Raw genomic sequence first — 26,890 nt, 5'->3', positions numbered from 1 at the left:
GGTCTTCAACATCCCGGGCAACAAAGAGGAGATTGTTTTTTTCAATCTCCCCCCTCAATCAATGAGCTTTTTGTCTTAAATTTTGGATCAGCCCCCGAACCTGAGTTTTTCTGTCCGAGGGTGATGTTGCTTGAGAGGCTGCCTGAAGAAGACGCCGTTCCATCTCGAAAATGCTCAGCTTCGCTCGTCTAAATGACTGATAGAGAATGAAAATTCCCGCGTCTCCATTCCCGCTCAACCGACCAGCCGTTTCCCATTGTGACGTCGCTTCTGATATTATAGTAATCTGCTCAGGGCTCAGTTCTAGGCTATCATTCCTTTCCTGTGGGGTTGAATAATCATTTAACTCGTCACCCCTTCCAAAGCATAGTTTTTGTTCAAGCCAAACTTCGACGTTGAGTGGCCCTTTCCCACCTGTCTTATCCAGGAAGAAGCTTGCCTTCTTGTCTTCTGATTGGCACGGAAGTATTGAAAGCTGTGATGGATTAGGGCGATGATCAATCCCATCAAAGCGATCATTAAAGCTTGCGCTTCGCTTCGCGGTCTCCCTCTTTCCCGCTGTCCATCCTCTTGTCTTGAGAACAAATCTTATCTCGTCATAAATTTCGATACTTTCTCGATGATGCATTGGTCTGTTAGTAGGAATGTAGATCCTGAAACGAGGCTTTTGCTTTGTGTGCTTGAATGTAGAGTAGGCGATGAACTGGATCTGTGGAAATTCTTGTTCAAATAATTGCGGAGTTAGGTCACCACCCTCAACATCGATCCATATTCCACGACTGAAGGCTATGTTGATCTGATTTCTGACATTGCCGCTGGATTTACTGGCGTCAAACATCGCACCGGCAATACAAGGCATGTCGTCTTTTTGTAAGTAAGTAAGGTGATAATGATCTTTCAGGAAACCGATGAACTTTTTTTCACTCATAGTTATGCATATGGGATTTGTATCTCTATAGGTAGTGAAGTATGATCCCCTGAAGTTTCGGACGAAATCACCTATAGTCTTATAAGTAGTTTCGTCCTGTTCATTCAAGAAAACGACATTCTCTAATAGTTCCGGTGCGAGATCAGCGGCGAAGCCGGCGCAACGCGCTAATTCTTCCTTCCTCTTACGTTCATGCTCCCGCTTTCGTTCGTTATCGTTCGCGTACTTCCGAGGCCGTCCAGTTTTCCTGTTCTCTAGCGGTGCGAGATCCAAAGGCTTCACCACGCAACCGGGGAACCGCTCCGACAACAGTTTCGCTTCTTCGAGACAGGAGACCACCCACTTGGCTTCGTCCTCTATGTCATCCTTCCTCAGAGCGGTCCGCATGAAAGCTTGGTAGAGGTTGCCTACCATTGCCCGCGCTTGCTTCTCGCCGTCGAACCCGATCACCTGTTTGAGGATTTCGGATTGACCGCGATCATAGTTGGTTGCCATCAGGACAGCGGCGTTCCGATAGTCGCTGTAGGCATTCAGGCCAGCGGAGACGGGTGGTAGAGGCACACCATTCCCGCACGCTCTCAGAACGCTGGTCTTGGCCCTATCGTTGTTCTCCACCCACAGGAACGGCTCATCTGCCATCAAGCGTATGATAGCGTCCCGTAGGTCAGTGTTTCCTTCTTTCTCCAATCGATTACGGAGGCACTTAGAGTTTCGCCCCTCATATCCGTAGAAGATGGTCAGTCGCGGGTTCTCAGGATGCATCAGCCTTAGAATGGACCGTTTGACCTCATCATCCTCCCGCCAGTTCACACCAAGATTCTTCCAATGGTGGTATGTCAGCGAATCTTCGAACCAAGCCGAGGCTATAGTGACTCCATCAAACCCTAAAAACTTATCAGGCTTCCGAAGTGCATAGACGGTAAGTTGCCCTTTTGATTTTAGGTCGGATTTTAGGTCGTTCAGTTGCTTGGCATTGACGTAGCATTCGCAATCATCTTGCAAAATTAGTGCGCACATTGGGCGTAGATTGGACCAAACATCATCATTATTTTTGTTATCAACGATTCGCTTAAGCTTCGATCTGTCAGTAATCTGCACACGGGCGTAGTTCGGACCCGCCTCGCCCAACTCAATATAGTTCGTTACGAGATTGTGGTTGTCAGGTAGGTTGAGCGTTTCACAAATAAAGACTGGAACATCTTCGTCTACCAGTAGTCGCCATTTTGATTTATAATGGAAGTATGGCAGACTAACAAAACATTGTTGGGTTATAAGTAAAACATCACCTGGGGCGGCGTGATGTTTCAGGTATGCCAGAACCCTTTTAGTTACCGGCGCATCACCGCCATCGTCGCTATAGAACTTCACGACCCGGCCAATTGGATTCAGCGACCGGATTACACTCTCAGTCTCGGATAAAAGTTTTACCGTTGGCGAAATGATGATTGTGTTCAACTTAACTTGCGATCTTTTAACAGCAATCGAAGCATAGGCGTGAGTTTTACCAGCACCCGCCCGCAGGCCAGCACAGTTCATAAAAGTCATAATATCTTACTCTTTGTCTTAGCCGTTCTTTAAAAACGCATATTCGCCAAAATGGGACTTCGCTAGTTAAGACAGGCAATATGGAAATAGACTCAGACGAACGCCTTGAGTCACGAATTTACCTGAAATCATTCGTCAGGCATCAGAAAACATACTCGATTATTCATACAATGTCAACATATTTGAGTTTGCATTTTGATCAGCTGTAAGTTTTTGCTCATAACCGCATTTATTTTTTCGGTCACCAAAAAGTCGGACCCACATTCATGCAATATTTTTCCGCATTAAATGATCGACTGCTCTGATGCTGAAAACCCTCCAATTTGTTCCGACACCCTGCATCTACTAACCCCTTGAAACGATCAGCCGATGATAGCCATAGGTTGCCCTTGACGATGACACCAAACTCTCACACAAACGGCTACACGGTTGTCAATCTTGATGTCTGCCAACACTGTAACCCGCGGTAAAACGACGGTCGATATACCGTAAATCGGGAGTTCGATCCTCTCCACCGGCACCAGATTTTTGTCTAACGATGGCAGTAGGTTAAGCGGATTTCAGGCCTCGGCGACCGCATCGCTCGTACAGCGGCATGTCGCATCGACTCTTCGAACCGCCAAGCCGTGGAAGGACCCGAGAATAGCGGTCCACCATTCGGCCAGCCTTCATCGTGCCATTCTGTGAGGCGCTTCGGACTCGCACAATGCGCTGCGATCGTATGACCTGGCCGTACCACGATCGGCGCCCGTGCTGCCGCCGACCGGACCGTAAGTCCTATCGGTCGGGCAAAGCGTTCGCCGTCTCTGTTTCAGACGCTCGCTTCGACGCAGACCGACAGCCTACCGGCCGGTCTTCTGACGGCCGCGCGGCCCGCTGGACACCTTGGCGTTGTCGAGGTTCTCGGTGAGCAGCTTGCGCCATCGGGTCAGCCTATCGGAATCCAGCTGGCCGTTGGCGACGGCGGCCCGCACTGCGCAACCGGGTTCGTGGGCATGCGTGCAGTCGCGGAACCGGCACGAAGGCGCCAGTTCGGTGATCTCGGCGAACAAGGTCGCGATGCCGTCGGCGGCGTCGCTGACCTGAAGCGTTCGCATCCCGGGCGTGTCGATGACCCAGCCGCCGCCCGCGATGGCGTGCAGCGAGCGCGACGTCGTGGTGTGGCGCCCCTTCGCGTCGTGCTCGCGGATGCTGCCCGTCTCCTGGGAGACCTCCGCGTTCACGCCGGTCAGGGTGTTCACCAGGGTCGACTTGCCGACACCGGAGGAGCCGACCAGTGCAACGGTCTGTCCGACGCCGCACCACGGCGATAAGGCGCCTGCAGCCTCCGGGAGACGGGAATCGACGATCACGACCGCCAGACCGCGCTGCAACGCGGCGGCTTGGTCCCGGTAGGTCTGCGCATCGGCCACCGTGTCCGCCTTGGTCAGAAGGATCACCGGATTTGCACCGCCCTGATTGGCGAGAGCCAGATAGCGCTCCAGCCGAGCAGGATTGAAATCCGCGTTGCAGGATGTGACGATGAACAGCGTATCGACGTTGGCCGCGGCCACCTGCGGAATCCTGCCGCCTTCGGTGCGTCGCTCCAGGACCGACCTGCGGTCCAGGCGGCGGTGCAGGGTCTGGGTCCGCGGATCGACCAGCACCCAATCGCCCACCGCGAAGGCGCCGGTGTTCGTATGAACCGGAAGCGTCAGCTTGACCGGTCCGGCGAGAGCCAGGGCGGTCATGCGGGAGCGGTGGACCGTGGCGATCCGCATGGGGACGAAATCGGCCTCGTCGTCCCCCCGCTGGTCCTCGAAGAAGCTGGACCAACCCAGGCTGGCAGGCTGCGCGGGAGGGGGGCAGACGGGATGATCAATCACCGGCTTGGCCATGCCACGGCCTCCCGCCCATGGCCAGCATCGAAATTGTAACGCTGCGCCGGACCCGGCGTGCTTCCAGCGATGCATCCGTCCGCGTCATCGACCCGGATGCACTTCGCGCCGCGTCCTTGGGAGTGACATCGTCGGCTTCCATTGGGTACGCGCAGTGGCAGGCGGAGCAGAAAGACCGATCGCCTCCGGTGGGTTTCAATGAGATGCCACGGAACAACCAGCCGCTTGAGCTTGCCGTTCTCGTCCTCCAAGTGCTTGCGCCAGCGGATCGCCAGCACGCCTATGCCGACGAACTGATTCGTCCCGCGATAAAGCGTCGGATCGGGCACGCCCATCTCCCGGCAGACCTCGTCCACTGATCCGCCGTTCTCCGCCTGCCGCCGGCCAAAGGACTCAGATCGCGCGCATCCAGCCCAGAAAGCCCGCGATGGCCAAGATGGGGAGCGGATTGAGATTGGTGCGCCAGAACAGCAGGGTGAAGATCGCTGCGGCGCTGTACCCGCGAGACGAGAAGCCGGCCCCCTCCGCGACCGTCCACCCGCTTGCCAGGATCAGCCCGACCGCGATCGGCCCGAGCGCCGCCTCCAGGGCGATATGCCAAGCGGCCCCCGAGGACGCCTGCCAGATCCGCGCCACGACGATCATCAGCACCGCGGCCGGAAGCATCATGGCGGCCTGGGCGACGACCGCCCCGGCGAGGCCCGCGACCTTGTAGCCGATCATCGCGACGATCAGGTTACTCGGCCCGGGCGCGGCCTGCGAAATCGCGAAGAGGTCGGAGAACGCGCCGCCGGTGAGCCAGTGCGCCTCCCCGACCGCATGACGCGCCATCTCCGGCACGACGCTGTTGCTGCCGCCGATCGACAGGATCGACATCGTGCTGAAGAAGGTCGCGAGCGCGACGAGAGCGCCGGGTCTCACCGCTCGGTCTCCGCGTCTCCGCGCCGGCGCGGATGCCGCCACGCCACCAGGAAGGCCGGGGGTGCCAGGATCGCTAGGACGGCGAGGAGCGGGAGGTGCAGAACGATCGAGCCCACGAAGGCCAGGGCGATGATGGCGAGCGCCGCGGGCCGCCGCGCGAAGCCCTCGCCGGCCTTCAGGCCTGCCGACAGGGCGAGCCCGACTGCGGCGGCGGTGACCCCGCGCAGGATATCCTGAACCGCCGGGACCGCGCCGCTCCGGAAGTAGGCCCAGGCGAGGCCCAGGACGATGCAGAACGGCACGAGCGTCAGGCCGAGCAGGGCGGCCGCCGCTCCAGGCACGCCGCGGAAGCGGTGGCCGACATAGATCGCGAAGTTCGCCTGGTTGGCCCCGGGCAGCACCCGGGCCAGCGCGTAGGCGCTGAGGAACTCGGCGTCGTCGAGCCAGCGCTTGTCCTCGACGATCAGCTTGCGCGCCCAGGCCGTGAGACCGCCGCCGAAGCTGACCAGCGTCAGCCGGTTGAACAGCCAGAACAGCTCCGGAAGTCCGGGCGCCACGGCGGTTCGGACCGGGACGGGCTCAGCTGTGTCGAAGGTCGGCATCCGGCTCGAACTCCGCATTCTCCTCCGCGTCGGCCGCGGCGATCGGATAGGGGGGCTCGTACCGCCGCGAGCCACGCCAATCCGCCTCGAAGATCGCCGCGATCGCGCCGACGGTCGCGGCGTCTCGGACAACGACGCCGAGCTCGCGCCGCAGGTCGAAGGCGGCCTGATCGAGGTTCTGGGTGCCGAGATAGACCCGCGCCCCGTCGATGATCGCGATCTTGCCGTGGCTGCGCAGCCCCCGCTGCTTGTGAAGCCGGCCGCCGGCCGCGCGGTACAGGCGCCACAGGGCGAAAGAGTACATCAGGTCGGGCTGGTGCAGCCCGTGCTTGCCGCCACACAACAGGCGGACACGCACCCCGCGCTTCAGGGCGGCGTGGATCCGCTCGAAGATCACCGGCTCGGCGAATTTCGGGTGGGCGAGATCGATGCTGCGCTCGGCGCCGTCGAGCAGGTCGCACAGGATCGCCCTGGCGCCCCCGGGGCTCCAGGACAGGTCGGAGCCGCCGTCGGGCGCGAACGCCTCGCCGCTCCAATCGCCCTCGAAGCAGGCCCGGATGCCGGCGACCTGACCGGGATCGGACAGGACGACCGCGTAATCCCGGGTCTTGGTGAAGTACTTCTCCATGAAGTTGAACGTCGCCACCATGGCGCGCGCGCCGTCCACGACCAGGGACTTCTCGTGCGTGACAAGGAAGCGCGGCGACGTCCAACGCACGGGGATGCCGGCCTCCTCCAGGCGCGCGAAGGTCCCGTCGTTGATGCGTTCGCCGGTGCCCTTGGCCGGGTTGAGGAGGACGCGCACCGCGACGCCCTCGGCGTGGCAAGCCAGAACCGCGTCGATCAGCAGGGGATGGTCGAAGGTGAATTGCTTGAGCAGGATTTCCCGCTCGGCGCTCCGCATCAGCGCGATGACCGGCTCTACGCCGTGGTCCGGTTGAACGATGAGCTGCGGCGCTTGCATGTCGTCGCTACGACCTCCTGACGTCAGACCCGTGCGATGGCCGCGATCGAGCCGGGGCGGTCGAACCGGTTATCGACGCTGCCGCGACGCAGCGGTCTGCCGTGGCGACTCATGTAGATGTACATGGCGGGCGCCGTATAGAGTGTGGAACTCTGCGCAGCGATCAATCTTCGCACCATCGTCACCTATGCCGGCTGGCGCAATTTTGCGCCGGCACCGGTCGCGAACAATATCGGCCAGAAATCCGCGCTGCGGCGGCTGCGCTCTCGACCGCCGTGGCGCCCGGGACCGGAGCATCGCCCTCCACCGCCCGAGCCGTCGATCGGAGCTGCGAGGGCCAGGGCGATGCGGTCCGTGAGGATTCGGCTGCGGCGGCGCCGGGGGCCAGCATCCGCACAGGTGCCCGTCCAACCCCGCGCGTGGGACGAAGCGAGCAAACCTGCGTTCGGAAACTTGATGATGCCGTGCCGATACAAGTCCATAGCGGCAACATGCAATCCACGGTCGAATTGCGCCACTATACAGGCGTATCGGAGACGGGCTGGTGCGATCTCCCTAAGCTGGTGGACCCGGTTGGATGAGTGGCATGCGGCAGGTCTTCTCGCGCTGGCCGAGCCTGGCGCAGACGTCCCACCACCAGGTCACGGGCAATGACGACCTGCCGGCCTGGATGCGGGCACAGCCATTCCGCCCCGCGCACATCGGCGCGGGAGACCTCGCCGCGGCGGGGCTGTCGGTCGGCATCCCGGTCGCCCTGGCCTTCCTGGCGGGCTCGACGGACGCGTCGTCGAGCGGCGTCCTGCCGATCCTGTGCGGGATCCTGGCGCTTCTCGCCGCGGCCGCCACCGCGGCCCATCTGATGGCGCTGCGGCGAGGCCGGCGGAGCGCCGACCGTGCCTTCGAGGCCATCTACGAGCGCTCGGGCATCTCGATCTGGCGCGAGGATTGGACTGCCGTGGCCGACGCCGTCGCGGCCCTGCGCCGGGACGGAATCGTCGACATCGAGTGCCATTTCGCCAGTCACCCCGATGAGCTCCGTGCCCTGCGGGCGAAGGTCATCATCACGGATGTGAACGCCTTCACCCTCGAGGAGACCGGCGCGGCGGCCAAGGACGCCTATCTCGGCTCCCTGGATCGCCTGCTGCCCGACACCGACCAGACCTTCGTGCAGTGGCTCGTCGCATTCGGCCGGGGCGACCGCTTCTTTCGCTCGGAAGCCCACATCCTGGGCGCCGATGGGCGCGAACGCGACGTGCTGTTCACGGCGACGCTGCCGCAGGAGCGCGCGGCGTTCGCCGACGTGATCGTCACGTCGCTGGACGTCACGGCGTTCAAGCGCGCCCAGGCCCATCTCGCGGCGGCCGACACGGAACTCGCCAGGACCTCGCGGATCACCACGGTCGGGGCGCTCAGCGCCTCCATCGCCCACGAGGTCAACTCGCCCCTGGCAGCCATCGTCGCCAACGCCCAGGCGGCCCTGCGCTGGCTGCGCCGCTCCGAGCCCGACGTGGTCGAGGCCTCCCTCGCCCTCGACGACGTGGTGGCCGAGGCGACGCGCGCCCGCGATGTCGTGGCGCGGACGCGCTCGTATCTCAGCAACGCGCCGCGGATCGTCGCCCCGATCGACCTGGTCCAGGCCGCGCGGGACGCGAACCTCCTGGTCGAGCGCGAGATCCGCAGCCACGGCGCCACGATCCATCTCGCCGCCGAGGAGGCGATCCCACCCGTCCCGGCGGATCTGATCCAGATCCAGCAGATCTTCGTCAACCTGCTGGTCAACGCGGCCCAGGCCATGGCGGACGCCCCGGGCCGGAAGGACATCACCATCGCGATCCGCCGGGTTGCCGCCTCCGTGGTGGTCGAGGTGGTCGATACGGGTCCCGGCATCGAGCCCGAACGGCGTGCGCGGATCTTCGAACCGTTCCACTCCACCAAGGTTGGTGGCATGGGGATGGGTCTGGCCATCTGCCGGAACCTGATCGACGCGCATGGGGGCGACATCTGGGTCGATGCCGCCCCAACGGGGGGCGCCGCCTTCCACTTCATGCTGCCGCTCGCCCATGGCTGAACGTTCCGTGCGCAGTCCCGTCGTCGCCATCGTGGACGACGATCCCTCGATCCGCTCCGCCCTCGATCGTCTGACGCGCGCGCTGGGATACGAGGCCCTCGTGTTCGACGGCGTGGAGCCGCTGCTCGCCACCCTCGACGAGGCCAACATCGCGTTCGTGGTGACGGATGTGCAGATGCCGGGCTTGAGCGGCCTCGATCTCCTCCGGATCCTGGCGGGCCAGCGGCCGCATCTTCCCGTCATGGTGATGACGGCCTATCCGAGCGAGGCGACCCGCGAGCGGGCGCTCGCGCTCGGAGCCTTCGCGTATTACGCCAAGCCTTTCGAGGCGGACCAGTTCGAGCGCTGCCTGACCACCGTGCTCGGGTCCCGCCCGCTGTCACGTTAGGGGCGCGCCGCCGGGCTTGCCCGAGGCCGATCGGCTCGGCATCGCTGCCGTCCGGGACAACGCTCGGCACGAACCCGCGCGGCCCGTCGGGACGCGGGTCTGTTCGGCGCCGTGACGGCACAAGCGCGATGCTTTCGTACAAGCGGGCGTGGGCGCGGCGCCCTAGGAACCGTGCTCGGCCGTCCGGCGGAACGGCCGGAACGGAATTGGATCAGGTACGGGGAACACCATGGCCACGGTTACGACCCGGGACGGCACCGAAATCGCCTACAAGGATTGGGGTCCGAAGGATGCCCAGCCGATCATGTTCCATCACGGCTGGCCGCTCTCGTCGGACGATTGGGACGCGCAGATGCTGTTCTTCGTGGGGAACGGCTATCGCGTCGTGGCCCATGACCGCCGCGGTCACGGCCGCTCGGCGCAAGTCTCGGACGGCCATGACATGGACCACTACGCGGCCGATGCCGCCGCCGTGGTGGAGCATCTCGATCTCCGGAACGCCATCCATATCGGCCATTCCACGGGCGGCGGCGAGGTCGTCCGCTATGTCGCCAGGTTCGGCCAGCCGCAGGAGCGGGTCGCCAAGGCGGTCCTGGTGAGCGCCGTCCCACCACTGATGCTCAGGACCGAGGCCAATCCGGAGGGGTTGCCCCGCGACGTGTTCGACGGATTCCGCAAGGCGCTCGCCGAAAACCGCGCCCAATTCTTCCTCGATGTCCCGGCCGGTCCGTTTTACGGCTTCAACCGCGACGGGGCGAAAATCCTTCCGGGTGTCATCCAGAACTGGTGGCGGCAGGGGATGATGGGCAGCGCCAAAGCCCATTATGAGGGTATCAAGGCCTTCTCGGAGACCGATCAGACCGAAGATCTCAGGGCGATCACCGTACCGACCTTGGTGCTCCATGGCGAGGACGACCAGATCGTGCCGATCGCCGACGCGGCGCTGAAGTCGATCACGCTCCTGAAGAACGGAACACTGAAGACATATCCCGGATACCCGCACGGCATGCTGACGGTGCATGCGGATATCATCAATGCCGACATTCTCGCCTTTGTCAGACGCTGATCGTCGATAGCTCGGTGGCCTTGCCGACGCGGGCATCGCTTCGGGGCGCCCGAAGATGGCCCACGTCCAGCGTGGGCCCTCCTCTCGACGTGAGCCCTCCTCTCAACGTGGGGCCGACGACGGGAGAGGCGTTGTCTCGACGCGGCCGAGGAAGTCGCGGGTGAGCCGGGCGATCTCGTCCGTCGCCTCGTCCAGCGCGAAGTGCCCGGCATCGAGGATGTGCAGTTCCGCCTTCGGCACGTCGCGCAGGTAGGCCTCGGCGCCCGGCACGATGAAGGATGGGTCGTAGCGGCCCCACAGCACGAGCATCGGCAGCCGATGCTCCCGCATCCAGGCCTGCCAGGCCGGGTAGGACGCGACGTTCGTGCGGTAGTTGGCGAGCAGCGCCGCCTGGATCTCCCGCTCGCCCGGCCTCGCCAGGATGGCGTACTCGTCGGCCCAGGTGTCCGGGTTGTAGCGCTCGGGGTTGGGACTGGTGCCGAGGTGGCGCTGCTTGGCCCCTTCGAGCGACGTGAACGCGTCGACCTGCTCGGGATGAGCGGCGGGATCAGCCCAGTACTGGGCGATACCCTGCCACTTGGCACCGAGGCCCTCCGCATAGGCGTTGGCGTTCTGAACGATGAGCGCGTCGACCCGTTCGGGATGAGCCAGCGCCATGCGGAAGCCGACCGGCCCGCCGTAATCCTGCAGGAACAGCGTGTACCGCTCTATGCCGAGCCGGGCGACCAAGCCTTCCATGGTCTTGGCGAGAGTGTCGAAGGTGTAGGTGTACCGGGCCGGCGACGGCGCGTCGCTCTGTCCGAAGCCCGGGTAGTCCGGGGCGATCAGATGGTAGCGGTCGGCGAGGAGCGGCAGCAGCGGGTCCCACTGCCGGGACGACGACGGATAGCCGTGCAGCAACAGGACCGTGGGCGCGTCGCGTGGCCCGGCCTCACGGTAGAAGATGCCGACGCCGTCGATCTCGACCCGATGGTAGGTCGTCGTGGCCGAGACTGAGGGAATCGGTTGCGCCGTGCCCTGCCCGAGGGCCAGGGCGGTCGTGGCGGCCAGGATGGTTTGCGTCGGCATGGTCCGAACTCCTTCGTCGGCGGAGGGCGTTACGGTCGAGCGCATCGACGGCGGCATGCGGGTGCGGGAGGATCCAGCCCTACAAGGAGGTTAGGACGCAAGGAGGTTAGGACGTCGGAGCCGCGGAGAGGAAGCCTGCGGTCCGTCTCCTCCGTCGCCCTGCCGGCTCGCCGCCGAGGCGGCGGCGTTCAGGATCTCGGCGGCGGACCGGACCGAACCCGCGCGCACGGCGGCGAGGACGTAGCGAAGGGCTCGGCGGTCTTGATGGGCGACACCGTGCCTGCGGCGCCCCCGCCGTCAAGCCGGCGACGGCGTCGTTCCGGCGACCGGGCCACGGCGGTCGATGGCGACCACCCCCTTCGCCAAAACCAGAACCGGTTCCTGGCGCTCGACGATGATCTGCGGCGCGCAGGCGGCGTCGAACGCGACGAGGTCGGCCCGCACGCCGGAGGCCACCGTCCCCGGGCCAAGCCCGGCCACCCGCGCCGGCACGGCGGTGACCGGATCGAGCAGAGCCGTGAGGTCCGCGTCGCTCCTGAGATCGAACCGGTACGCGGCGAGCAGGACGCGGTCGATCATGCCGGTGACCGTGGACGGGTTCCAGCAGTCGCGTACGTTGTCGGTGCCGAAGCAGACCGCGACGCCGAGGTCCCGCAGGCGCGGGATCGGCGGGCACCTGCGTGTGCCGGGCACGCTGCTCACCAGGGTGATGCCGGCTTCGCGCAGCGCCTCCGCGATCCTGCCGAGCCGCAGGTCGTCGGCATCCGCCAGGGCGAAGGCGTGGCTGATGGTGACCTGGCCGCCGAGCCCGGAGGCCTTCGTGCGCGCGACGATCGCGTCGATCTCGTCGAGGCCGGCCTCGCCGCCGTCGTGGAGATGGATGTCGATGCCGCGGCCGTGACGCTCGGCCAGTCCGAAGACGGTGTCGAGCGGCCCGTCCCGGTCCCCGTCGATGCCGACGGGATCGAGGCCGCCGACGAGGTCGGCCCCCATCCGCAGGGCTTCGTCCAGGTAGCCGGCGACCGGGGCGCAGCGGAGGATCCCGCTCTGCGGAAACGCGACGATCTGGATCTGCATGCGATCGGACCAGCGCGCGCGCAGGTCGAGGATCTGCGCGAGGTGGTCCAGCCGGGTCACGTCGTCGATGTCGACATGGGTCCGCAAGCTGGTGGTGCCGCCGCGGAGCATGCGTTCGAGGAGCGCCTCGGCGCCCTGACTCGCCAGCGGGATCCGGCGGGCCCGGCGGACGGCCTTCTCGTCCTCGATGATCGCGCGGACGGATCCCTGGGCCCGGTGCGGCCGCCAGTCCAGGCCGAGCATGCACTTGTCGAGATGCACATGGCTGTCCGACAAGCCGGGCAGCACCAGAGCGCCGCCAAGATCGATCTCCCGGCCTGCGGGCGGCAGGGGTCGGTCTGGGGCGTGGAGCGCGGCCACACGCTCACCCTGGATGTCGATGGTGACCTGGCCGCCTGCGATCGTCGTGGCGTGCAGCAGGCGCAGGTCGCAGGACGCACCTCCCGGCAGATCGGACCTCGCCGTCATCGTGAACCTTCCTCTCGGCGAGCCCGGTCGCAGCTACGCCGGCTCGGGACCTGTGGCGTCAGGAGGCGCGCGCCCGGGTGCCCGCCTCGATCGAGCGCTTGGCCTGACGGATGACCTCCTCCGGCGTCGGCGGGTTGGCCGGATGGTAGGACAGGCAGAGGGGTGTCCGCAGCTTGGCCGGCCGTCCAGAGCCCTCGGTGGCGAAGTAGAACTCCCCGGCCCCCAGCTTGCCGATGTCGGCGGCCGCGCCTCCGTTCGCCGCCAGGATCTCCTGGGCGGCCGCGATCGTCGCGGGCGCGCTCTGTCGCCCGAAGAACTGCGTGGTGCAGTTGGAGACGACCTGGTTGTGGATGCCGCGCGGCACCTGCGTCGCCACGATCATCCCGAGCCCATACTTGCGGCCCTGGGCCACGAGCTTGATGCCGCTTCCGAGACTCGGCGACGCCCTCTGGGCCGGCAGGAACGTCTGCGCCTCGTCGACGACGTAGAGCATGCCGCGCGGGGACGGGTTCTTCTTGATCCAGCCGAACAGCGTCATCTGGAGCCGGTTCACGAAATCCTCGCGGGCCGCGTCCGATGCGAGACCCGACAGGTTGATCACCGAGATGCGGGTGCGCGCCGGGTCGCGCCCGAAGAACAGGTGCCGCGGGTCGAGCACCGTGCCCTCCACCTTCAGGAGCGGGTTCGTCGCCACGGCGGCGTGGAGCTGGTCCGCCATGCCGAGCCCGAGCTTGGCGGCGTTGCCGATCTGGCTGATGCCGTCGGGTAAATCCGCGAGCAGGGCCATGAAGGCCGCGAGGTTGCCGCCGCCGCGCTCCGCGAAGCGGCGCAGCGAATCCGCCAGCACGCCGCGCTGGAGATTGGTCTTGGCCCCGGCCAGTGGCCCCAGAGTCTCGGCCGCCATCTCGATCGCCTGTTGGCGCTCATCCCGATCCTCGCCCAGGTCCGCGAAGTCGGGCAGGACGGAGAGGAACAGCGGGTTGCCGGCATGCACGCCCGGCGTCCACACCACCACCTCGACCCGCTCGGCGTAGAGCGCCGCCTTGCGATCGTCGTCCGGCGAGAACCCATGCGGCCGCTCGGGCCAGCGATCGCCAAGGCGCGAGAGATCGTTGTTGGGGTCGATGACGATGGCCGGAAGCCCCGCGAGCGCGGCCTCCTCCACGAGGCGGCGCAGGAGCACGGTCTTGCCGGAGCCGGAGCCCGCGATGATCGCGGTATGCCGGGGCAGAAGGCGCAGCGGCAGGCTCACGCCGGGCGCATCGGGCGTGAGCCGGTGCCCGACCGGTATCGCATCCGCTTCGGCACCCGGCGCCGACGGTCCGGGATTGGGCCGATCCGGCCGAACTCCCCGTCCCGCCGGGGCGTGAGCCGCCGGGGGCGCAGCGGGTGCGTTCGCGACAGCGGCGCCCTCGTCGGCGGCTTGAGCTTGTCCCGGAGCTGAAGCGGCCTTCGCCGCATGGGCGAGGCCCGCATCCCGGAAGAACGCGGTGTTCACGAGCGGCTGCTCGGCGCGGATCCAGCGCTCGAACCGATCGGACGCGCCCGCCTCCAGCGCCCGCGCGTGGAGGTCGCGCAGGGCGACGAAGACGCGCAGATCCGCGTCCGAGGGGTCGATCGACATGCCCTCGGCTGCCGTGAACGCGTCGACGAGCTGCTTCGTCTTGGCCCCGCCGGGCATGGGCCCGCGGCGGATCAGCAGCAATTCCCGGTCGGGGATTCGCGCCGAGATGCCGGAGGCCGTGAGCGCCGCCCGCAGACGGGCCTGGAACGCGATCGCGTTCTGGTGCTGGAGGGCCCGATAACAGACGTGCCGCTCCCGGTCGTTCTCATCCCGATGGATGTAGATCAGCCGTCCGTGCAGGGGCGGGATCCGCTGGTCGGGCTCGCCTTTGCTGGCGACGTCGAGGGTGTCGTCCGGATCGTCTTCCAGGGCGTAGGGGTCGAAGGTGTCGCGCAGCAGCTGGCCGAGCCAGGTATCCTCATCGCTGCGGATGCCCGCAATGTCGGCCTCCCGGCACGCGGCGGCGAGATCGAATCCGGCCTCCTCGGATGGGGCTTCCGGAGGTGGACCGGCCGTTCCGAGACTGTCGCAGACCGAGACGGCGCCCTCCGCGAGGCAGCGGCGTCGGAAGGCGTCGCAGCGCATCAGCAGCGTGCGGGGCATCATGCCGGCCGCCGCCGCGGCGGCGAGGGCGCGCTCGCTGAACGGCCAGGCCGGGAACGGGGGCACGTAGCCGGCCTCCGCGTAGGCCGGCTCGAGACGACCGGCCACGAGAGCGGCGGCGGCAGCCCGCTCGTTCATGCCCACGAGCCCCGTCGCCTCCGCGAAACGCTCCCGCATGGGCTTCAGGCCGCGTACCTCCAGCCGCTCCCAGGATTCCTGGAGGCAGGTCATCACCGTCATGCTGCGGTCGCAGACGATGTGGACCTCCAGGAGCCCCGCGGCGAGCACCTCGGCCAACCCCCCTCCGCGTCGATCCCATCCTCGGCCGCGAGACGGCCGGTCTCGATCACCCCGTCGATCTGGTCGACGGCGATGAGCGTCGGCCCACTCAGCGCCATGATCCAGCACATGCCGCGCACGAGCTCGACGGGAGCCGGCGGCGGCGTCTTGAAGCCCAGGGCCGCCCGCTCCGCCGGGTCGGCATCGTAGCCCTGCAGCCAGGCATGCGCGAGGCCGACGACGGCGAGATCCTGCGACCGCAGGAGACACAAGGCGCGGAAGACATCGAGGTGCTTGAGCGCCCGACCGGGATCGACGCTCATCAGCGCCCGGACCAGTACGTCGACGATCCGGCGGGCATCCATGTTCGGCGTGTTGAATGCGGCCTCGACCTGCGCCTCTACACGGAAGCGGCGTGCCACGCCGGCGAGCACGGCATCCGACTGCCGCCGCCCGTCCGGCATCGTCTGCAGCAGGGCGGTCACGAAGCTCAGGGCCGCGCTGCGCCAGAAATCCGTCAGCCCGAGGACGTCGAGGGGCACGAACCACGCGCCCGTGCGCCAGGCCTCGCGCCGGACCTGCCCGATGAGGTGGGTCTTACCGATTCCGGATTGGCCGACGAGCACCCGGCCCAGCGCCCGGTCGGCCGGCTGGCGCGCCTTGCCGTGCAGGTCGGCGACGATCTCCGGGACGAGCCGCTCGTTCGGGCCGCCGGTCGGCGCCGTATCGATCCAGATGCTGTCGAGCGTCCGCACCCAGTCGAAATCGATCGCGCGCAGGGCGTCGAGGGCATCGATCATGATTGAATCCAGAGGATGTGGAACGGCTCGCCGGCCGGGCTGAACGCCGCCTCGCGCTCGGCGGCATCCAGCGATTTGGGGTCGCTGAACTGGCTCAGCCGCGCCGTGCGATCGTTGCGCAGGATGGCCGCGAGGCCCGCATCGACGGTCGCGCGGTCGAGGTCCTCGAGATGGGCGCGCAGGGCACTCAGGCGCACGGCCTTGGCCCGCGCCCCGCCCGTCAGCGCGAGGTAGGCGGCGTCGATGCGCGCCCGGAGCTGCTTGGGTCCGAGCTGCTTGGGTCCGAGCTTCTTAGGTCCGCGTTTCTGCGGCCCCTCGGCCGTCGATCTACTCGCACGTGGGGCAGGCGCCGCCGGTGCCGGCTCGTCGGGGGCGCTCCCGACGAGGTCGGCGAGGGACCGACCCGTTCTGGCGAGATCGACATGAATGCGCTCCAGCCAGTCCTGCAGCACCCGGAAGGTTGGCGGCAGGGGCTCGCGCATGTGCTCGCCCGCCCAGTTCCAGCCCTTGTCCGTGACGGTCAGGCGCAGGGAGCGCCCCTGCCGCTCTGCCTCGAGGTAGCGCCCCGCGATCAGGGCCTCCCGGTCCGCTTTGTCGATGCGCGGCGCGAGTGTGCTCTGCAGCGCGCTTCCACAGCGGCCGAGGAGGCACCACAGGATCAGCGCCTGCTTCGGCGTCGGCATCTCACGCATCGGTTCGCCCTTCCTGCGCACCGCGTCGCAGGCGGACGACGGCTCGAATCTTCTCGATCGCGAGGGGAAGGTCGGTCGCGACCTGATCGTTGGTCAAGCGCAGCACGAGGTAGCCCGCCGTGAGGAGCTCGTAGTCCCGGTGACGATCGTTGCCGAACTTGGGCTCGGCCCGGTGCTCGGGGCCGTCGAGTTCGACGACGATGCGGTATGCGCGGCAGAGCAGGTCGACGCGGTGTCGTGCGCCCCAGGCCCCCACGGGAACGGGGGCATTGCAGACGAACAGGCCCCCGAGGTCGGCGTCCTGCGCCAGCGTCTCCGCGACGTGCCGCTCGATGGCGCTCCCGTGGTGTGCTCCGGCCGGCGCTATGAAGCGCTCGGCCGCCGCACGTTCCCTCCGTGCGAGTTGATGGGCGCCGTAGAGGATCCGGTCGTAGGGCGCGGCGTCGGATGGCTCCGCGGCGAGCACCGGCACCACCGTGGCCCCGTGCCGCACGCACCATTCCAGCGCCTCGATGGCCGGACGCGCCCACGTCGCCGCCACCGGATCGACCTCCCAGACCAAAATGACGCCGGCGGGGTCGATCAACCGGGACAGGCGGCGGAGTTCGAAGTCGCGCCCCATCTTGCGGAAGCGCGGCGTCAGGCCGAGCCTGGCGCGCTTTGCGGCCGCCTTCAGCCACGGATCGGCGACGACCGGGGTGGGCGACGCATCACGGCCGTACCAATGCGGCCAGCTCTCCAGCGCCAGCTCGGCGAGATCGTCGAGAAGCCGGTCGATGAGCGCCGCGGCCGTGCGTCGGCCTCCGCTTGCGACCAGCAGCGCGCTGCGGTCGGTGCCATCTGAGATCAGCGTCCCCATGGCGGCGCTGTCGACGCCCATGACGACCAGACGCTCGCCCTGCCCCAGGCCGGCAAGCCTCTGCGCCAGGTCGTCTGGCGAGAGCTGCGGCCTCACCGCAGCGACGGGATGGAGAGGCGATAGCAAACTGCGACCGTGCTGCCCGCTTGCTGCCGGCGCCGAGGCGTCCTGCAGCCGTTCGTCGGACCTATTCAGCACAGCTACCCGGCCCTGGCTACAGACCCCGCATCTTCAGGTTGTCGCATCCTGCGGGACGCGCCTGGCTTGCGCACACCGAACGTCAGCGCGGTCGCGCACCCTCGACGCTTTCGCCCACGAGGTCCCGAACGTCGCCAGGATGCTCAGCCGCCGTTCAGCCTCAGTGGACGACCTTGGCTTATGGCCAAGCTATAACTAGTATTTCTGAATTGTAACTGGAATATTTGCTAATCAATCACCGTCTAGCTCATAAATTCCGACATTAAGATTTGATGAATACGAAGTTCAGAACCGATTAAATCCGCCGCGCCTACCAGCGCCGTCGGAAGGCGATGGAGCGCGTCTTCGCCGGATCCGGTCGAAAGACCGGGGCGGCGGGGGTGCCGGCCCCCCGGGGCCGCATCGCCGAGGATCGGGGCGTGATCATGATCCAGGGCAAGGACGAGCGGGTGGTGACGCGCCTCGCCGGGGAGGCGGAGGGCGCCGGGCTGACGCCCGCGAACGATGCTGCGCCCCCGCCCGACGGCGCGGCCGCACGCCCCATGCCCGGACGACGGCCGATGAGCGAGGCGGATCGCGACCGGATCGGACGCGGCCTGCGCCTGCACTACGCCGACGTCCTGGCCCTGCCGATCCCGGAGCGGCTCCGGACGCTGATCGACGACCTCGCCGCATGCTCCGACACGGAGGCCCTGCAATGATGATGATGACCCAAGCCGCTCCCGCCGGCAGCAATTCCGGGCCGCCATCCCAGGGGGTCGATCCCGAGATGCGCGGCCTCCTGCTGGGGGCGATCCCGGCCCTGCGGGCCTTCGCGTTCTCGCTGACCTACGACATCGACCGGTCCGACGACCTCGTGCAGGACACGCTGGTGCGCGCTTGGGTCAATGCCGGAAGCTTCCGGCGGGGGACCAACCTCACGGCCTGGCTGTTCACGATCCTGCGCAACCTGTTCTACTCGGAGCAGCGCAAGCGCAAGCGCGAGGTCGAGGATGCCGACGGCGTGCTGGCGGGGAAGCTGACCTCCCTGCCCGAGCAGGAGATCCGGGTGGAGATGGCCCAGTTCCAGAGCGCCCTGAACCGCCTGCCCTACGCCCAGCGCGAGGCCCTGGTCCTGGTGGGCGCCCAGAGCTTCACCTACGAGGAGGCGGCCGCGATCTGCGGCGTCGCCGTGGGGACGATCAAGAGCCGGGTCAGCCGCGCCCGCATGCGGCTGATCGAGGTGCTGGGCCTCGAGGGCCTGGACGATATCGGTACCGATGCCCGCACCCGTGCGGCTCTGGACGGCGGCTGAGCCCGCTCACTTGATCAGCTTGATGGCCTCGCGGAAGCGCGGGTGCCGGGCGGTGCCGAGCCATTCGAACACCACCATCTCGGTGGTGACGATCTCGGCTCCGTGGGCCGCCATCCGGGCGAGGCCGGCCGCACGGTTCTCGGGCCGGCGCGAGCCGACCGCGTCGGCGACCACGCAGACGCGCCGACCGGCCTCCAGGAGGCCGAGGACCGTCTGCAGCACGCAGATATGCGCCTCGCAGCCGGTCACGACGAGGTCGCGGTCCCCGATCCGGTCAAGGAAGCCCGGCGCCTGCGCGGCGCCGAAGCTCATCTTGGCGAAGGCCGCCCCGGGTTCCGGGGCGAAATCCGGCACGGTCGGCCCGAGGCCGCCGGCATTCTGCTCGGTGAACAGGGACGGCACGTCGAGCATCCCGGCCGCAGCCAGGAGGCGGCCCGTGTTGGCGATCACCCCGGCGCCGTCCGCGATGGCCGGCATCAGCCGGACCTGGATGTCGATGACCAGGAGGCGCGACCGGGCGGGATCGATCAGGGGCATCGGTTCTCAATAGGTCGCGAAGAGGCGCGCGACCGCGTCGGGCTCGGATGTCGCGGTCAGCGCCAGGGCGAGCAGGATCCGGGCCTTCTGCGGCGTCAGGTTGTCGGCGCTGAGGATGCCGCGGGTGCGCAGCCGCGTGGTCAGTGGCACCACCCCGCTGCCGGCCCGGGTCGACATCACCACCGGGATGCCCGCTGCGGCGGCCTCCTCCAGGGCGTCGGCCTCGGCCGGCGGCATCATCCCCGGGGCGAGCCCGGCCGCGACCAGGCCGCGCGCCCCTGCTTGCCGGAACGCCCGCACCGCGGTGCCGTCGGCGTCGGCGTAGCCGTAGCACACGTCGACCCGCGGCAGCGCGGCCAGCGCCCGGATGTCGAAGGGCGTGCCCGGCGCGTGCGCCCGCTCGGAGCGGCGGTAGTAGCGGACATGATCGCCGTCGACCTGGCCGAGCACGCCGAAATCCGGGGTGCGGAAGGTCTGCAGCCGAGCCACCGAGGTCTTGGTGACCTCGCGAGCCGCCTGGATCTCGTCGTTCAGCACCACCAGTACGCCGCGCCCCCGGGAGGCGGGGCTGGCGGCGGTGCGGACCGCCGCCACGAGGTTGAGCTTGGCATCGGTGGACAGCGCGCTCATCGGCCGCTGCGAGCCGACCAGCACCACCGGCAGGTCGATCGTGAGCGTGAGGCTCAGCGCGTAGGCGGTCTCCTCCAGGGTGGCGGTGCCGTGCCCGATGACGATGCCGGCGAGGTCCGGATGCTCCCCGGCGGTCCGCTCGCACAGCAGGACGAGGTCGCGCCACTCGGCGAACCCGATCGCCGGGCTCGGAACCGCCCGGAACGGCACCGGGACCACCGTGGCGACCGTGGCCAGTTCCGGGACCGCATCCAGGATCGCGCCGGCTTCCAGGCGCCGGTCGGTGGCGGTGTAGTCGAGGATGTCGAGGGCGTCGCGTCCCAGCGACGAGATCGTCCCGCCCGTGCCGATGAACGCGACCTTGGGCAATCCCGCCCCGTGTCCTGCCGCCATTCCTGCCGCCATGCCGTGTCTCCTGGCCGCCGGGCCGTCCGCCGGTCCCGGGCTGCTGCGCAGGCCCTTGATGCCGCCTCGCTACGCCGGGGTCGACCCCGTCCGGGCGCAGGCGGGCGATGCGCCCGGCGGCGGGGCGCCCGTCAGGACGCCGGCACCGGGCATGGCACCGGGGCCGGCCGCGACGATCCCGACGCGCAGAACGGGGCCCGGACTGGCCGCCGGGCCGTCAGACGCCGGCGGCCACGCGTAGGGGCGGTACCATCTCGGGGGTGCGGCCCACCGGTTCGGAATGGCCGTAGAGGCCGCGCTGCTTCGGGTTGGGACTGAGCCGGTCGGTCAGGCCGATCACGGTCTCGGCCGCCCCGAGCAACAGGGCGCCCCCCGGTGCAAGCTGGGCCGCGAGCCGGGCCAGGACATCCGACTTGGTCGGTGCATCGAAGTAGATCAGCACGTTGCGGCAGTAGATCACGTCGAACTGGCCGAGCGACGCGAAGCTGTGCAGCAGGTTGAGCTGGCGGTAATCCACCATGGAGCGCAGGCTCTGGGCGATCTGCCACTGCTCGCCGATCTGGGTGAAGTACCTGATCAGCCACTGCACCGGCAGGCCACGCTGAACCTCGAAGTGGCTGTAGAGGCCGAGCCTGGCCTTCTCGATCACCTCGGTGGACAGGTCGGTGGCGACGATCTCCACCTGCCATCCGGCGAGCCGGGGCGCTGCCTCCTGCAGCAGCATGGCCAGGGAATAGGGCTCCTGGCCGGTCGAGGCCGCGGCGCACCAGATCCGCAGCCGGCGCCGGCTGGCGTTGCGCGCCAAGGCCTCGGGCAGGATCGTGTCGCGGAACAGGTCGAACGGGATGCGGTCGCGGAAGAAGAAGGTCTCGTTCGTGGTCATCGCCTCGACCACGGCGCGCTCGGTCGCCCCATCCTGCCCGAGCTTCAGCGCGCCGATGAGATCGCCGAGGGTCGCGAGCCCGAAGCGCCGGCAGACCGGGGTCAGGCGGCTCTCGACCAGGTAGCGCTTCTCCGCGGTCAGCGCGAGGCCGGAGCGCTGTTTGAGGAAGCTGCGCAGGTATTCGAACTCGAGTTCGGTCATGACAGCTGCCCCGTGATCAGGGCGCGCAGCGCCGTCGCGAGTTCAGGGAGCGGCAGCACGGCCTCGGCGAGGCCGGCCCGGGCGACGCTGCCGGGCATGCCCCAGACGGTGCTGGTCGCCTCGTCCTGGGCCAGGACCGGGCCGCCCGCCTCGGTGAGTGCGCGCGCGCCGTTGGTACCGTCCGAGCCCATCCCGGTGAGGATCACCGTCGCGGTGGCGGCGCCGAACACCACGGCCGCATCCTTGAACAGCACGTCCACCGCCGGACGGCAGAAATTCACCGACGGCCCGTCGGTGAGCCGGATCGTGGGACCGCCGGGTCCCGCCACGAGCCCCATGTGGCGCCCGCCCGGTGCCACGTAGATCCGGCCCGCCTCCAAGCGCTCGTCGGCCTTGCCCTCGGCCGCGCGCAGCCCCGTGCGGGTGGAGAGGTGCTCGGCGAAGACGGCCGTGAAGATCGGGGGCATGTGCTGCACGATCAGCACCGGCACGCGCCGCAGGGCGGCGGCGCCGATCCCCTCCAGCATCTCGCCAACCGCCCGCGGTCCGCCGGTGGAGGAGCCGATCAGCAGGGCGCGGGGCTGGGTGCGGTTGCGGACCTTCGGCCGGAGGGTGAACGGGGTGGCCGGGCGCGGCACCGGGGCGGCGGCGGGCGCCAGCGCGGGCGCGGCCTGGGCGGGGGTCGGAGCGGCACCCGGGGCGCCCATGGGACGCCGGGCCCTGGCCCGAGCAGCGCCGAACACCCGCACGCGCTCGATCAGCTCCACCCGGAACGTCTCCGAGGTGGTGACGCCGCGGTTGCTCTCGGGCTTGGCGATGTAGTCGACGGCGCCGAGGGCGAGGCATTTCAGCGAGATGTCGGCGTTGCGCGTGGTCAGCGTCGACATCATCACGACTTGGAGGTTCGGGCTCATCGCCAGCATGCGCGGCAGCGCCGTCGTGCCGTCGAGCTCCGGCATCTCGATATCGAGCAGCACGACGTCCGGGTCGTGCTTGGCCATCATCTCCAGGGCGATGCGGCCGTTCGAGGCGGTCCCGGCGAGTTCGAACCCGGCTTCGGCGATCCAGCGGGCGACGAGCCCGCGCACGACGGCCGAATCGTCGGCGATCAGCACCCGGATCGGAGCCGCCGTGGATGTCGTGGATTGCGCAGGCGGACTGCGAAGCGGGACGACCGCGGGGCTCAGGGCCATGATGTTTGCCTCGGGTACTGGGTCGCGGTTGGGGGCGGCGCCGATTCAGGCCGCGTCTGCGACGAGACCGACCTGTTCGAGCTTGGCCGCCAGGATGTCGCGGTCGAAGGGCTTCATGATGTACTCGTCCGCCCCGGCGCGGAGTGCCCGGGCGATCGCCCCGACGTCGTTCTCGGTGGTGCAGAACAGGACCTTCGGGACCGTCCCCCCCTCGCTCTGGCGCAGGGCCTGGAGGAAGGTGTAGCCGTCCATGTTCGGCATGTTCCAATCGAGCAGGATCGCGTCCGGCATGCTGGCCGCGCAGACTTCGAGTGCGGCGCTGCCGTCCTCGGCCTCGCTCACATTGATGCCGAGGGCCTCGATGATCCGCCGCGCGACCTTCCGGATCACCGCGGAATCGTCGACCACCAGGCAGGTCGTCTCGTGTGGCGCTTTCATAGCCCCTCCTTCACGCCGCCTTCGCGCCGGCAGCGCTGAAGCCGAGGAGCGCGTCCACGTCGAGGATCACCAGGAGGCGGCCGTCGAGGCGGTGGACGCAGGTGGCGAGGTTGCGCCAGCGCGGATCCAGGTTGATCGGCACCGCCTCGCGGCTGTCGCTGCCGAGCTTCAGCACCTCGCCGACGCCGTCGACCACGAGCGCGAAGGTCTCGCCGCCCTGCTCCAGGCCGATCGCCATCTTGGGATTGGCCTTTTCGTCCTGCACCACGGCATCGGGCAGGCCCAGGCGCCGGCGCAGGCACACGGCCGTGACCACGCGGCCGCGCAGGTTCAGCAGGCCGACGATCTCGGACGGCGCCAGCGGCACCGGCGTCACGCCGGAGGGGACGAACACGTCGTGGACGCGCTCGATCGCCAGGCCGAACAGGGTGTCGCCCACGAAGACGGTGACATAGTCGTCGGTGGGGCCGGTCTCGGCGCCGTTGGCATTGGCAGCCTGCATCAGAACTCTCCGGGTTCGATCGTCGTATGGCGGGCGGTGCCGGGATCAGGCGGCTTGAGAGACATCCGTGGCGCTGATCTCGGCCAGGGCCGCGATCAATCCGCTGCGGTCGAACTTGGCCACCAGGTCGCTGATCGCCAGCGCCCGGGCCCGCTCCACCGCCTCGGCGCCCACCGACCCGGTGAGGCCGATCACCGGCAAGCCGGCGAGGCGCGGCTCGGAAGCCCGCATGGCGGCGACGAGGTCGAAGCCGCTGCGGCCCGGCATCTCGAGGTCGGTGACCACGATCTCGATCCGCGGCTCCGACTGCAGGAGTGCCAACGCGGCCTCGGCGCTCGCCGCGGTGATGACCTGATAGCCCGCGGCCTTCAGCACCGGGCTCAGCATGTCGCGGAAGAAGGCCGAGTCGTCGACCAGCAGGAGCGTCGAGACCTGCTCCGACTTCTTCGGGCCGCGCGCCCAGTCGTCGTAGGCGAGCGGCAGGAAGTGGGCGATGTTGATGATGTCGGTGGCGCGGCCACGCAGCACCGCCGAGCCGATCAGGTCCGAGCGGTCGGCCGCGATCTCGATGTCGAGGCGCTCCTCGACGATGTCGACGATCTCGTCGACCACGAGGCCCATGGCGCGCTCCCCGTCGGAGAACACCACCAGCGCCTGGGTGCCTTCGGAGCGGATCGTGATCGCCGAGTCGGCCGGGACCAGCGGCATCAGCCGGCCGCGGTACTGGATCAGCGGACGGCCGCCCAGCCACTCGACCTTGTCGCACTCGATCTCTTCGAGGCGGGTCACCAGGGAGAGCGGCACCGCCTTGAAACTGCCCTGGCCGCCCTTGAACACCAGGAGCGTGGTCTTGGAGTCGATGCCGTCGGACATCTCCACCTCGGCGTCGGGATCGGCATGGCTGTTGCTGCCCTGGACGCCCTGGGCGACCTGCCGGGCCACGCCGTTGGGATCGACGATCAGCACCACGGCGCCGTCGCCGAGGATCGTGTTGCCGGCAAACATCGGAATGTGCCGCAGCTTGGCCGACATCGGCTTCACGACGATCTCCTCCGTGTGGAAGACCTCGTCGACCAGAATGCCGAAGCGCTCGCGCCCGACCTGGGCCACCACCACGAAGCCCGCCTGCGTCGCCTCCTCGCCCGTGTCGGCCGATTGTCCGAGCAGGCCGGTGAGCGACACGATCGGCAGCAGCCGCTCGCGCAGGCGCAGCACCGGCGAACCGTTGATGCGCTCGACCCGCTGCGCCCCGGCATCGACCCGCACCAGTTCGAGCACGGCCACCTGCGGCAGCGCGAAGCGATGCTCGCCGGCGCGCACGATCAGGGCGGCCACGATGGCCAGGGTCAGCGGGATCTTGATGGTGAAGGTGGTGCCGCGGCCCGCCGTGGTGGCGATGTCGATGATGCCGCCGATGGTCTCGATGTTGGTCTTGACCACGTCCATCCCGACGCCGCGGCCCGACACCGAGGTGACCGCCGCCGCGGTCGAGAACCCGGCGTCGAAGATGAACTTGGCGACCTGCGCGTCGGTCATCCGCTCGACATCGGCCTGGGCCGCCAGTCCGCGCTCCACCGCCTTCCTGCGGATCGCCGCGAGGTCGAGGCCCTTGCCGTCGTCGGCGATCTCGATCGTGATCGTGCCGCCCTCGTGGTAGGCGGCGAGGCGGATCGTGCCGCGCGCCGGCTTGCCCGCCGCGATGCGCCCGGCGGTGGACTCGAGGCCGTGATCGGCCGAGTTGCGGACCATGTGGGTCAGCGGGTCCTTGATCACCTCGAGGACCTGCCGGTCCAGCTCGGTCTCCGCGCCGACCATCACGAGGTCGATCTGCTTGCCCAGTTCGGCCGAGAGGTCACGCACGACCCGCGGCAGCTTCTGCCAGGCACTGCCGATCGGCTGCATGCGCGTCTTCATGACGCCTTCCTGCAGCTCGGCGGTGACGTGGGACAGGCGCTGGAGCGGAACCTTGTAGCTCGAATCCTCGTGCCGGCGGGCGATCTCGAGGAGCTGGTTGCGGGTCAGCACCAGCTCCGAGACCATGGTCATCAGGTGCTCGAGCGTGTCCACATTCACGCGGATCGTCTGGATCTTCCCGGCCGCCGTCGTCTCGGTGGCCACCACGGCCTCGGCGTCACCCGCCGGCTCTGCCCTGCCCGACTCGGGCTCGGACGACTCGTGCTTGGCCGCGGCGGGCTTGGGCGCAGTGGCCTTGGCGACCGCGGGCTTGGGGGCCTCGACCTTCGGCGCCTCGACGGGAGCCGGGGCCGGCGCGGCGAAGTCGGCCTCGCTCGGGCCCGGGGCTGCCAGGAAGGCCGCCTCCAACTCGTCCAGGGTCACCTCGCCCGGCTTCGGCTCGCGGGAGACCGGATCCGGCAGCACCGGCTCGGGCGCGGGGGCCGGTGCCGCCTGGGGCTCGGGCTCGGCCGAGGCCAGGCGCTCCAGCTCGGAGATCAGGTCGTCGTCGGAGCCCGCCGGCTCGGTGCCGGTGGCTTCCAGGTCGGCCAGGATCGCCTTCAGCCGGTCCAGGGTCGAGAGAATCACCGTGACCGATTCGGAGGTGGCGGGCAGGCCGTCCCGGAAGCGGCCCATCAAGGTCTCGGCGGCGTGCGCCAAGGCCTCGAGGCGCGGAAGGCCGAGGAACCCGCAGGTTCCTTTGATCGTGTGAACGAGTCGGAAGATATTCCGAAGTATCGTCTGGTTATTCGGATCCTGCTCGAATCGAACCAATTCAGCATCGACCGTGTCGAGGTGCTCCCCGCTCTCGGTCAGGAACTCACGAAGCAGGTCGTCCATCGGCGATACTCGTTACACGAAGAGGCTCTCGCGTAACGTACTTACTC

General features: G+C 67.6%; 23 protein-coding genes and 1 pseudogene. 5 read left to right on the top strand and 19 right to left on the bottom strand.

The features are described from left to right. Positions 1–58: 58 nt before the first annotated feature. From AC0IY0_RS20015 to AC0IY0_RS19990, 6 genes and pseudogenes are all read right to left on the bottom strand, one after another. Positions 59–2,473, bottom strand: a complete 2,415-nt coding sequence (locus AC0IY0_RS20015; RefSeq protein WP_471765146.1) for a DEAD/DEAH box helicase family protein — start codon at positions 2,471–2,473, stop codon at positions 59–61. An 842-nt stretch (positions 2,474–3,315) separates the two neighbouring features. Next, positions 3,316–4,350 carry a ribosome small subunit-dependent GTPase A gene (gene rsgA / locus AC0IY0_RS20010; protein WP_471765268.1) on the bottom strand — a complete coding sequence of 345 codons (1,035 nt, stop codon included), beginning with the start codon at positions 4,348–4,350 and terminating at the stop codon, positions 3,316–3,318. 215 nt (positions 4,351–4,565) lie between these two features. Beyond that, positions 4,566–4,799 (bottom strand): annotated as a pseudogene (locus tag AC0IY0_RS20005) (transposase); the annotation flags it as partial. After that, positions 4,744–5,271, bottom strand: a complete 528-nt coding sequence (locus AC0IY0_RS20000) for a chromate transporter (RefSeq protein ID WP_210249209.1) — start codon at positions 5,269–5,271, stop codon at positions 4,744–4,746. The pseudogene AC0IY0_RS20005 and the gene AC0IY0_RS20000, both read right to left, overlap by 56 nt. Next, entirely contained in the window at positions 5,268–5,873 is a 606-nt protein-coding gene (locus tag AC0IY0_RS19995) for a chromate transporter (protein ID WP_471765144.1), read from the bottom strand. The genes AC0IY0_RS20000 and AC0IY0_RS19995 overlap by 4 nt, the downstream gene beginning before the upstream one ends. Then, positions 5,851–6,837 carry a phospholipase D-like domain-containing protein gene (locus AC0IY0_RS19990; protein ID WP_471765143.1) on the bottom strand — a complete coding sequence of 329 codons (987 nt, stop codon included), beginning with the start codon at positions 6,835–6,837 and terminating at the stop codon, positions 5,851–5,853. The genes AC0IY0_RS19995 and AC0IY0_RS19990 overlap by 23 nt, the downstream gene beginning before the upstream one ends. Positions 6,838–7,423: 586 nt before the next feature. Here AC0IY0_RS19990 and AC0IY0_RS19985 point away from each other — a divergent pair. The 3 genes from AC0IY0_RS19985 to AC0IY0_RS19975 all read left to right on the top strand — a co-directional run bounded on the left by AC0IY0_RS19985 (position 7,424) and on the right by AC0IY0_RS19975 (position 10,359). Further along, positions 7,424–8,905: a sensor histidine kinase gene (locus AC0IY0_RS19985; RefSeq protein ID WP_471765142.1), complete on the top strand. Its 1,482-nt coding sequence runs from the start codon at positions 7,424–7,426 to the stop codon at positions 8,903–8,905. Positions 8,906–8,912: 7 nt separating this feature from the next. After that, entirely contained in the window at positions 8,913–9,293 is a 381-nt protein-coding gene (locus tag AC0IY0_RS19980) for a response regulator (RefSeq protein WP_187193514.1), read from the top strand. 229 nt (positions 9,294–9,522) lie between these two features. Continuing rightward, positions 9,523–10,359, top strand: a complete 837-nt coding sequence (locus AC0IY0_RS19975; protein WP_147909692.1) for an alpha/beta fold hydrolase — start codon at positions 9,523–9,525, stop codon at positions 10,357–10,359. 102 nt (positions 10,360–10,461) lie between these two features. On the opposite strand, the gene AC0IY0_RS19970 is transcribed toward AC0IY0_RS19975, so the two are convergent. From AC0IY0_RS19970 to AC0IY0_RS19945, 6 genes are all read right to left on the bottom strand, one after another. After that, positions 10,462–11,427 (bottom strand): alpha/beta fold hydrolase, encoded by a 966-nt coding sequence (locus tag AC0IY0_RS19970; RefSeq protein WP_147909693.1) that lies wholly within the window; start codon positions 11,425–11,427, stop codon positions 10,462–10,464. 297 nt (positions 11,428–11,724) lie between these two features. Further along, complete coding sequence (locus tag AC0IY0_RS19965) at positions 11,725–12,972, bottom strand: amidohydrolase family protein (protein WP_471765140.1); 1,248 nt, start codon at positions 12,970–12,972, stop codon at positions 11,725–11,727. 58 nt (positions 12,973–13,030) lie between these two features. Beyond that, on the bottom strand, positions 13,031–15,427 hold the full coding sequence (locus AC0IY0_RS19960; RefSeq protein WP_471765267.1) for an ATP-binding protein: 2,397 nt from the start codon (positions 15,425–15,427) through the stop codon (positions 13,031–13,033). Then, the gene (locus AC0IY0_RS19955) at positions 15,376–16,218 is read right to left on the bottom strand and encodes a P-loop NTPase family protein (protein WP_471765138.1); all 843 of its coding nucleotides are present in this window, start codon (positions 16,216–16,218) and stop codon (positions 15,376–15,378) included. The genes AC0IY0_RS19960 and AC0IY0_RS19955 overlap by 52 nt, the downstream gene beginning before the upstream one ends. Then, a complete protein-coding gene (locus AC0IY0_RS19950; RefSeq protein WP_471765136.1) occupies positions 16,215–16,910 on the bottom strand; it encodes a hypothetical protein in 696 nt (231 codons plus the stop codon). Before AC0IY0_RS19950 ends, AC0IY0_RS19955 begins: the two co-directional genes overlap by 4 nt. Then, entirely contained in the window at positions 16,903–17,769 is an 867-nt protein-coding gene (locus tag AC0IY0_RS19945) for an endonuclease domain-containing protein (protein ID WP_471765134.1), read from the bottom strand. Before AC0IY0_RS19945 ends, AC0IY0_RS19950 begins: the two co-directional genes overlap by 8 nt. Before the next feature lie 530 nt (positions 17,770–18,299). Here AC0IY0_RS19945 and AC0IY0_RS19940 point away from each other — a divergent pair. Then, positions 18,300–18,668, top strand: coding sequence for a NepR family anti-sigma factor (locus tag AC0IY0_RS19940; RefSeq protein ID WP_471765132.1), 369 nt, complete (start codon positions 18,300–18,302; stop codon positions 18,666–18,668). Beyond that, the gene (locus tag AC0IY0_RS19935) at positions 18,665–19,261 is read left to right on the top strand and encodes a sigma-70 family RNA polymerase sigma factor (RefSeq protein WP_147909697.1); all 597 of its coding nucleotides are present in this window, start codon (positions 18,665–18,667) and stop codon (positions 19,259–19,261) included. The genes AC0IY0_RS19940 and AC0IY0_RS19935 overlap by 4 nt, the downstream gene beginning before the upstream one ends. Positions 19,262–19,267: 6 nt before the next feature. Here AC0IY0_RS19935 and AC0IY0_RS19930 read toward each other — a convergent pair whose 3' ends face one another. The 7 genes from AC0IY0_RS19930 to AC0IY0_RS19900 form a co-directional block, all read right to left on the bottom strand. Next, positions 19,268–19,798 (bottom strand): isochorismatase family protein, encoded by a 531-nt coding sequence (locus tag AC0IY0_RS19930; RefSeq protein ID WP_471765131.1) that lies wholly within the window; start codon positions 19,796–19,798, stop codon positions 19,268–19,270. A gap of 6 nt (positions 19,799–19,804) precedes the next feature. Then, positions 19,805–20,821 carry an asparaginase gene (locus AC0IY0_RS19925; RefSeq protein ID WP_147909705.1) on the bottom strand — a complete coding sequence of 339 codons (1,017 nt, stop codon included), beginning with the start codon at positions 20,819–20,821 and terminating at the stop codon, positions 19,805–19,807. Positions 20,822–21,050: 229 nt separating this feature from the next. Continuing rightward, complete coding sequence (locus AC0IY0_RS19920; RefSeq protein WP_471765129.1) at positions 21,051–21,917, bottom strand: CheR family methyltransferase; 867 nt, start codon at positions 21,915–21,917, stop codon at positions 21,051–21,053. Further along, complete coding sequence (gene cheB / locus AC0IY0_RS19915) at positions 21,914–23,110, bottom strand: chemotaxis-specific protein-glutamate methyltransferase CheB (RefSeq protein ID WP_471765127.1); 1,197 nt, start codon at positions 23,108–23,110, stop codon at positions 21,914–21,916. The genes AC0IY0_RS19920 and cheB overlap by 4 nt, the downstream gene beginning before the upstream one ends. Before the next feature lie 45 nt (positions 23,111–23,155). Beyond that, positions 23,156–23,548, bottom strand: a complete 393-nt coding sequence (locus AC0IY0_RS19910) for a response regulator (protein ID WP_147909951.1) — start codon at positions 23,546–23,548, stop codon at positions 23,156–23,158. A 10-nt stretch (positions 23,549–23,558) separates the two neighbouring features. Then, positions 23,559–24,050 carry a chemotaxis protein CheW gene (locus tag AC0IY0_RS19905; protein ID WP_147909950.1) on the bottom strand — a complete coding sequence of 164 codons (492 nt, stop codon included), beginning with the start codon at positions 24,048–24,050 and terminating at the stop codon, positions 23,559–23,561. Between the two features lie 45 nt (positions 24,051–24,095). Further along, the gene (locus tag AC0IY0_RS19900) at positions 24,096–26,843 is read right to left on the bottom strand and encodes a hybrid sensor histidine kinase/response regulator (protein WP_471765125.1); all 2,748 of its coding nucleotides are present in this window, start codon (positions 26,841–26,843) and stop codon (positions 24,096–24,098) included. Positions 26,844–26,890: the final 47 nt, after the last annotated feature.

Source organism: Methylobacterium sp. AC315 (assembly GCF_979253755.1).
The sequence above is the reverse complement of the archived record's forward strand: the minus strand, read 5'-3'. Positions and strand labels throughout refer to the sequence as shown.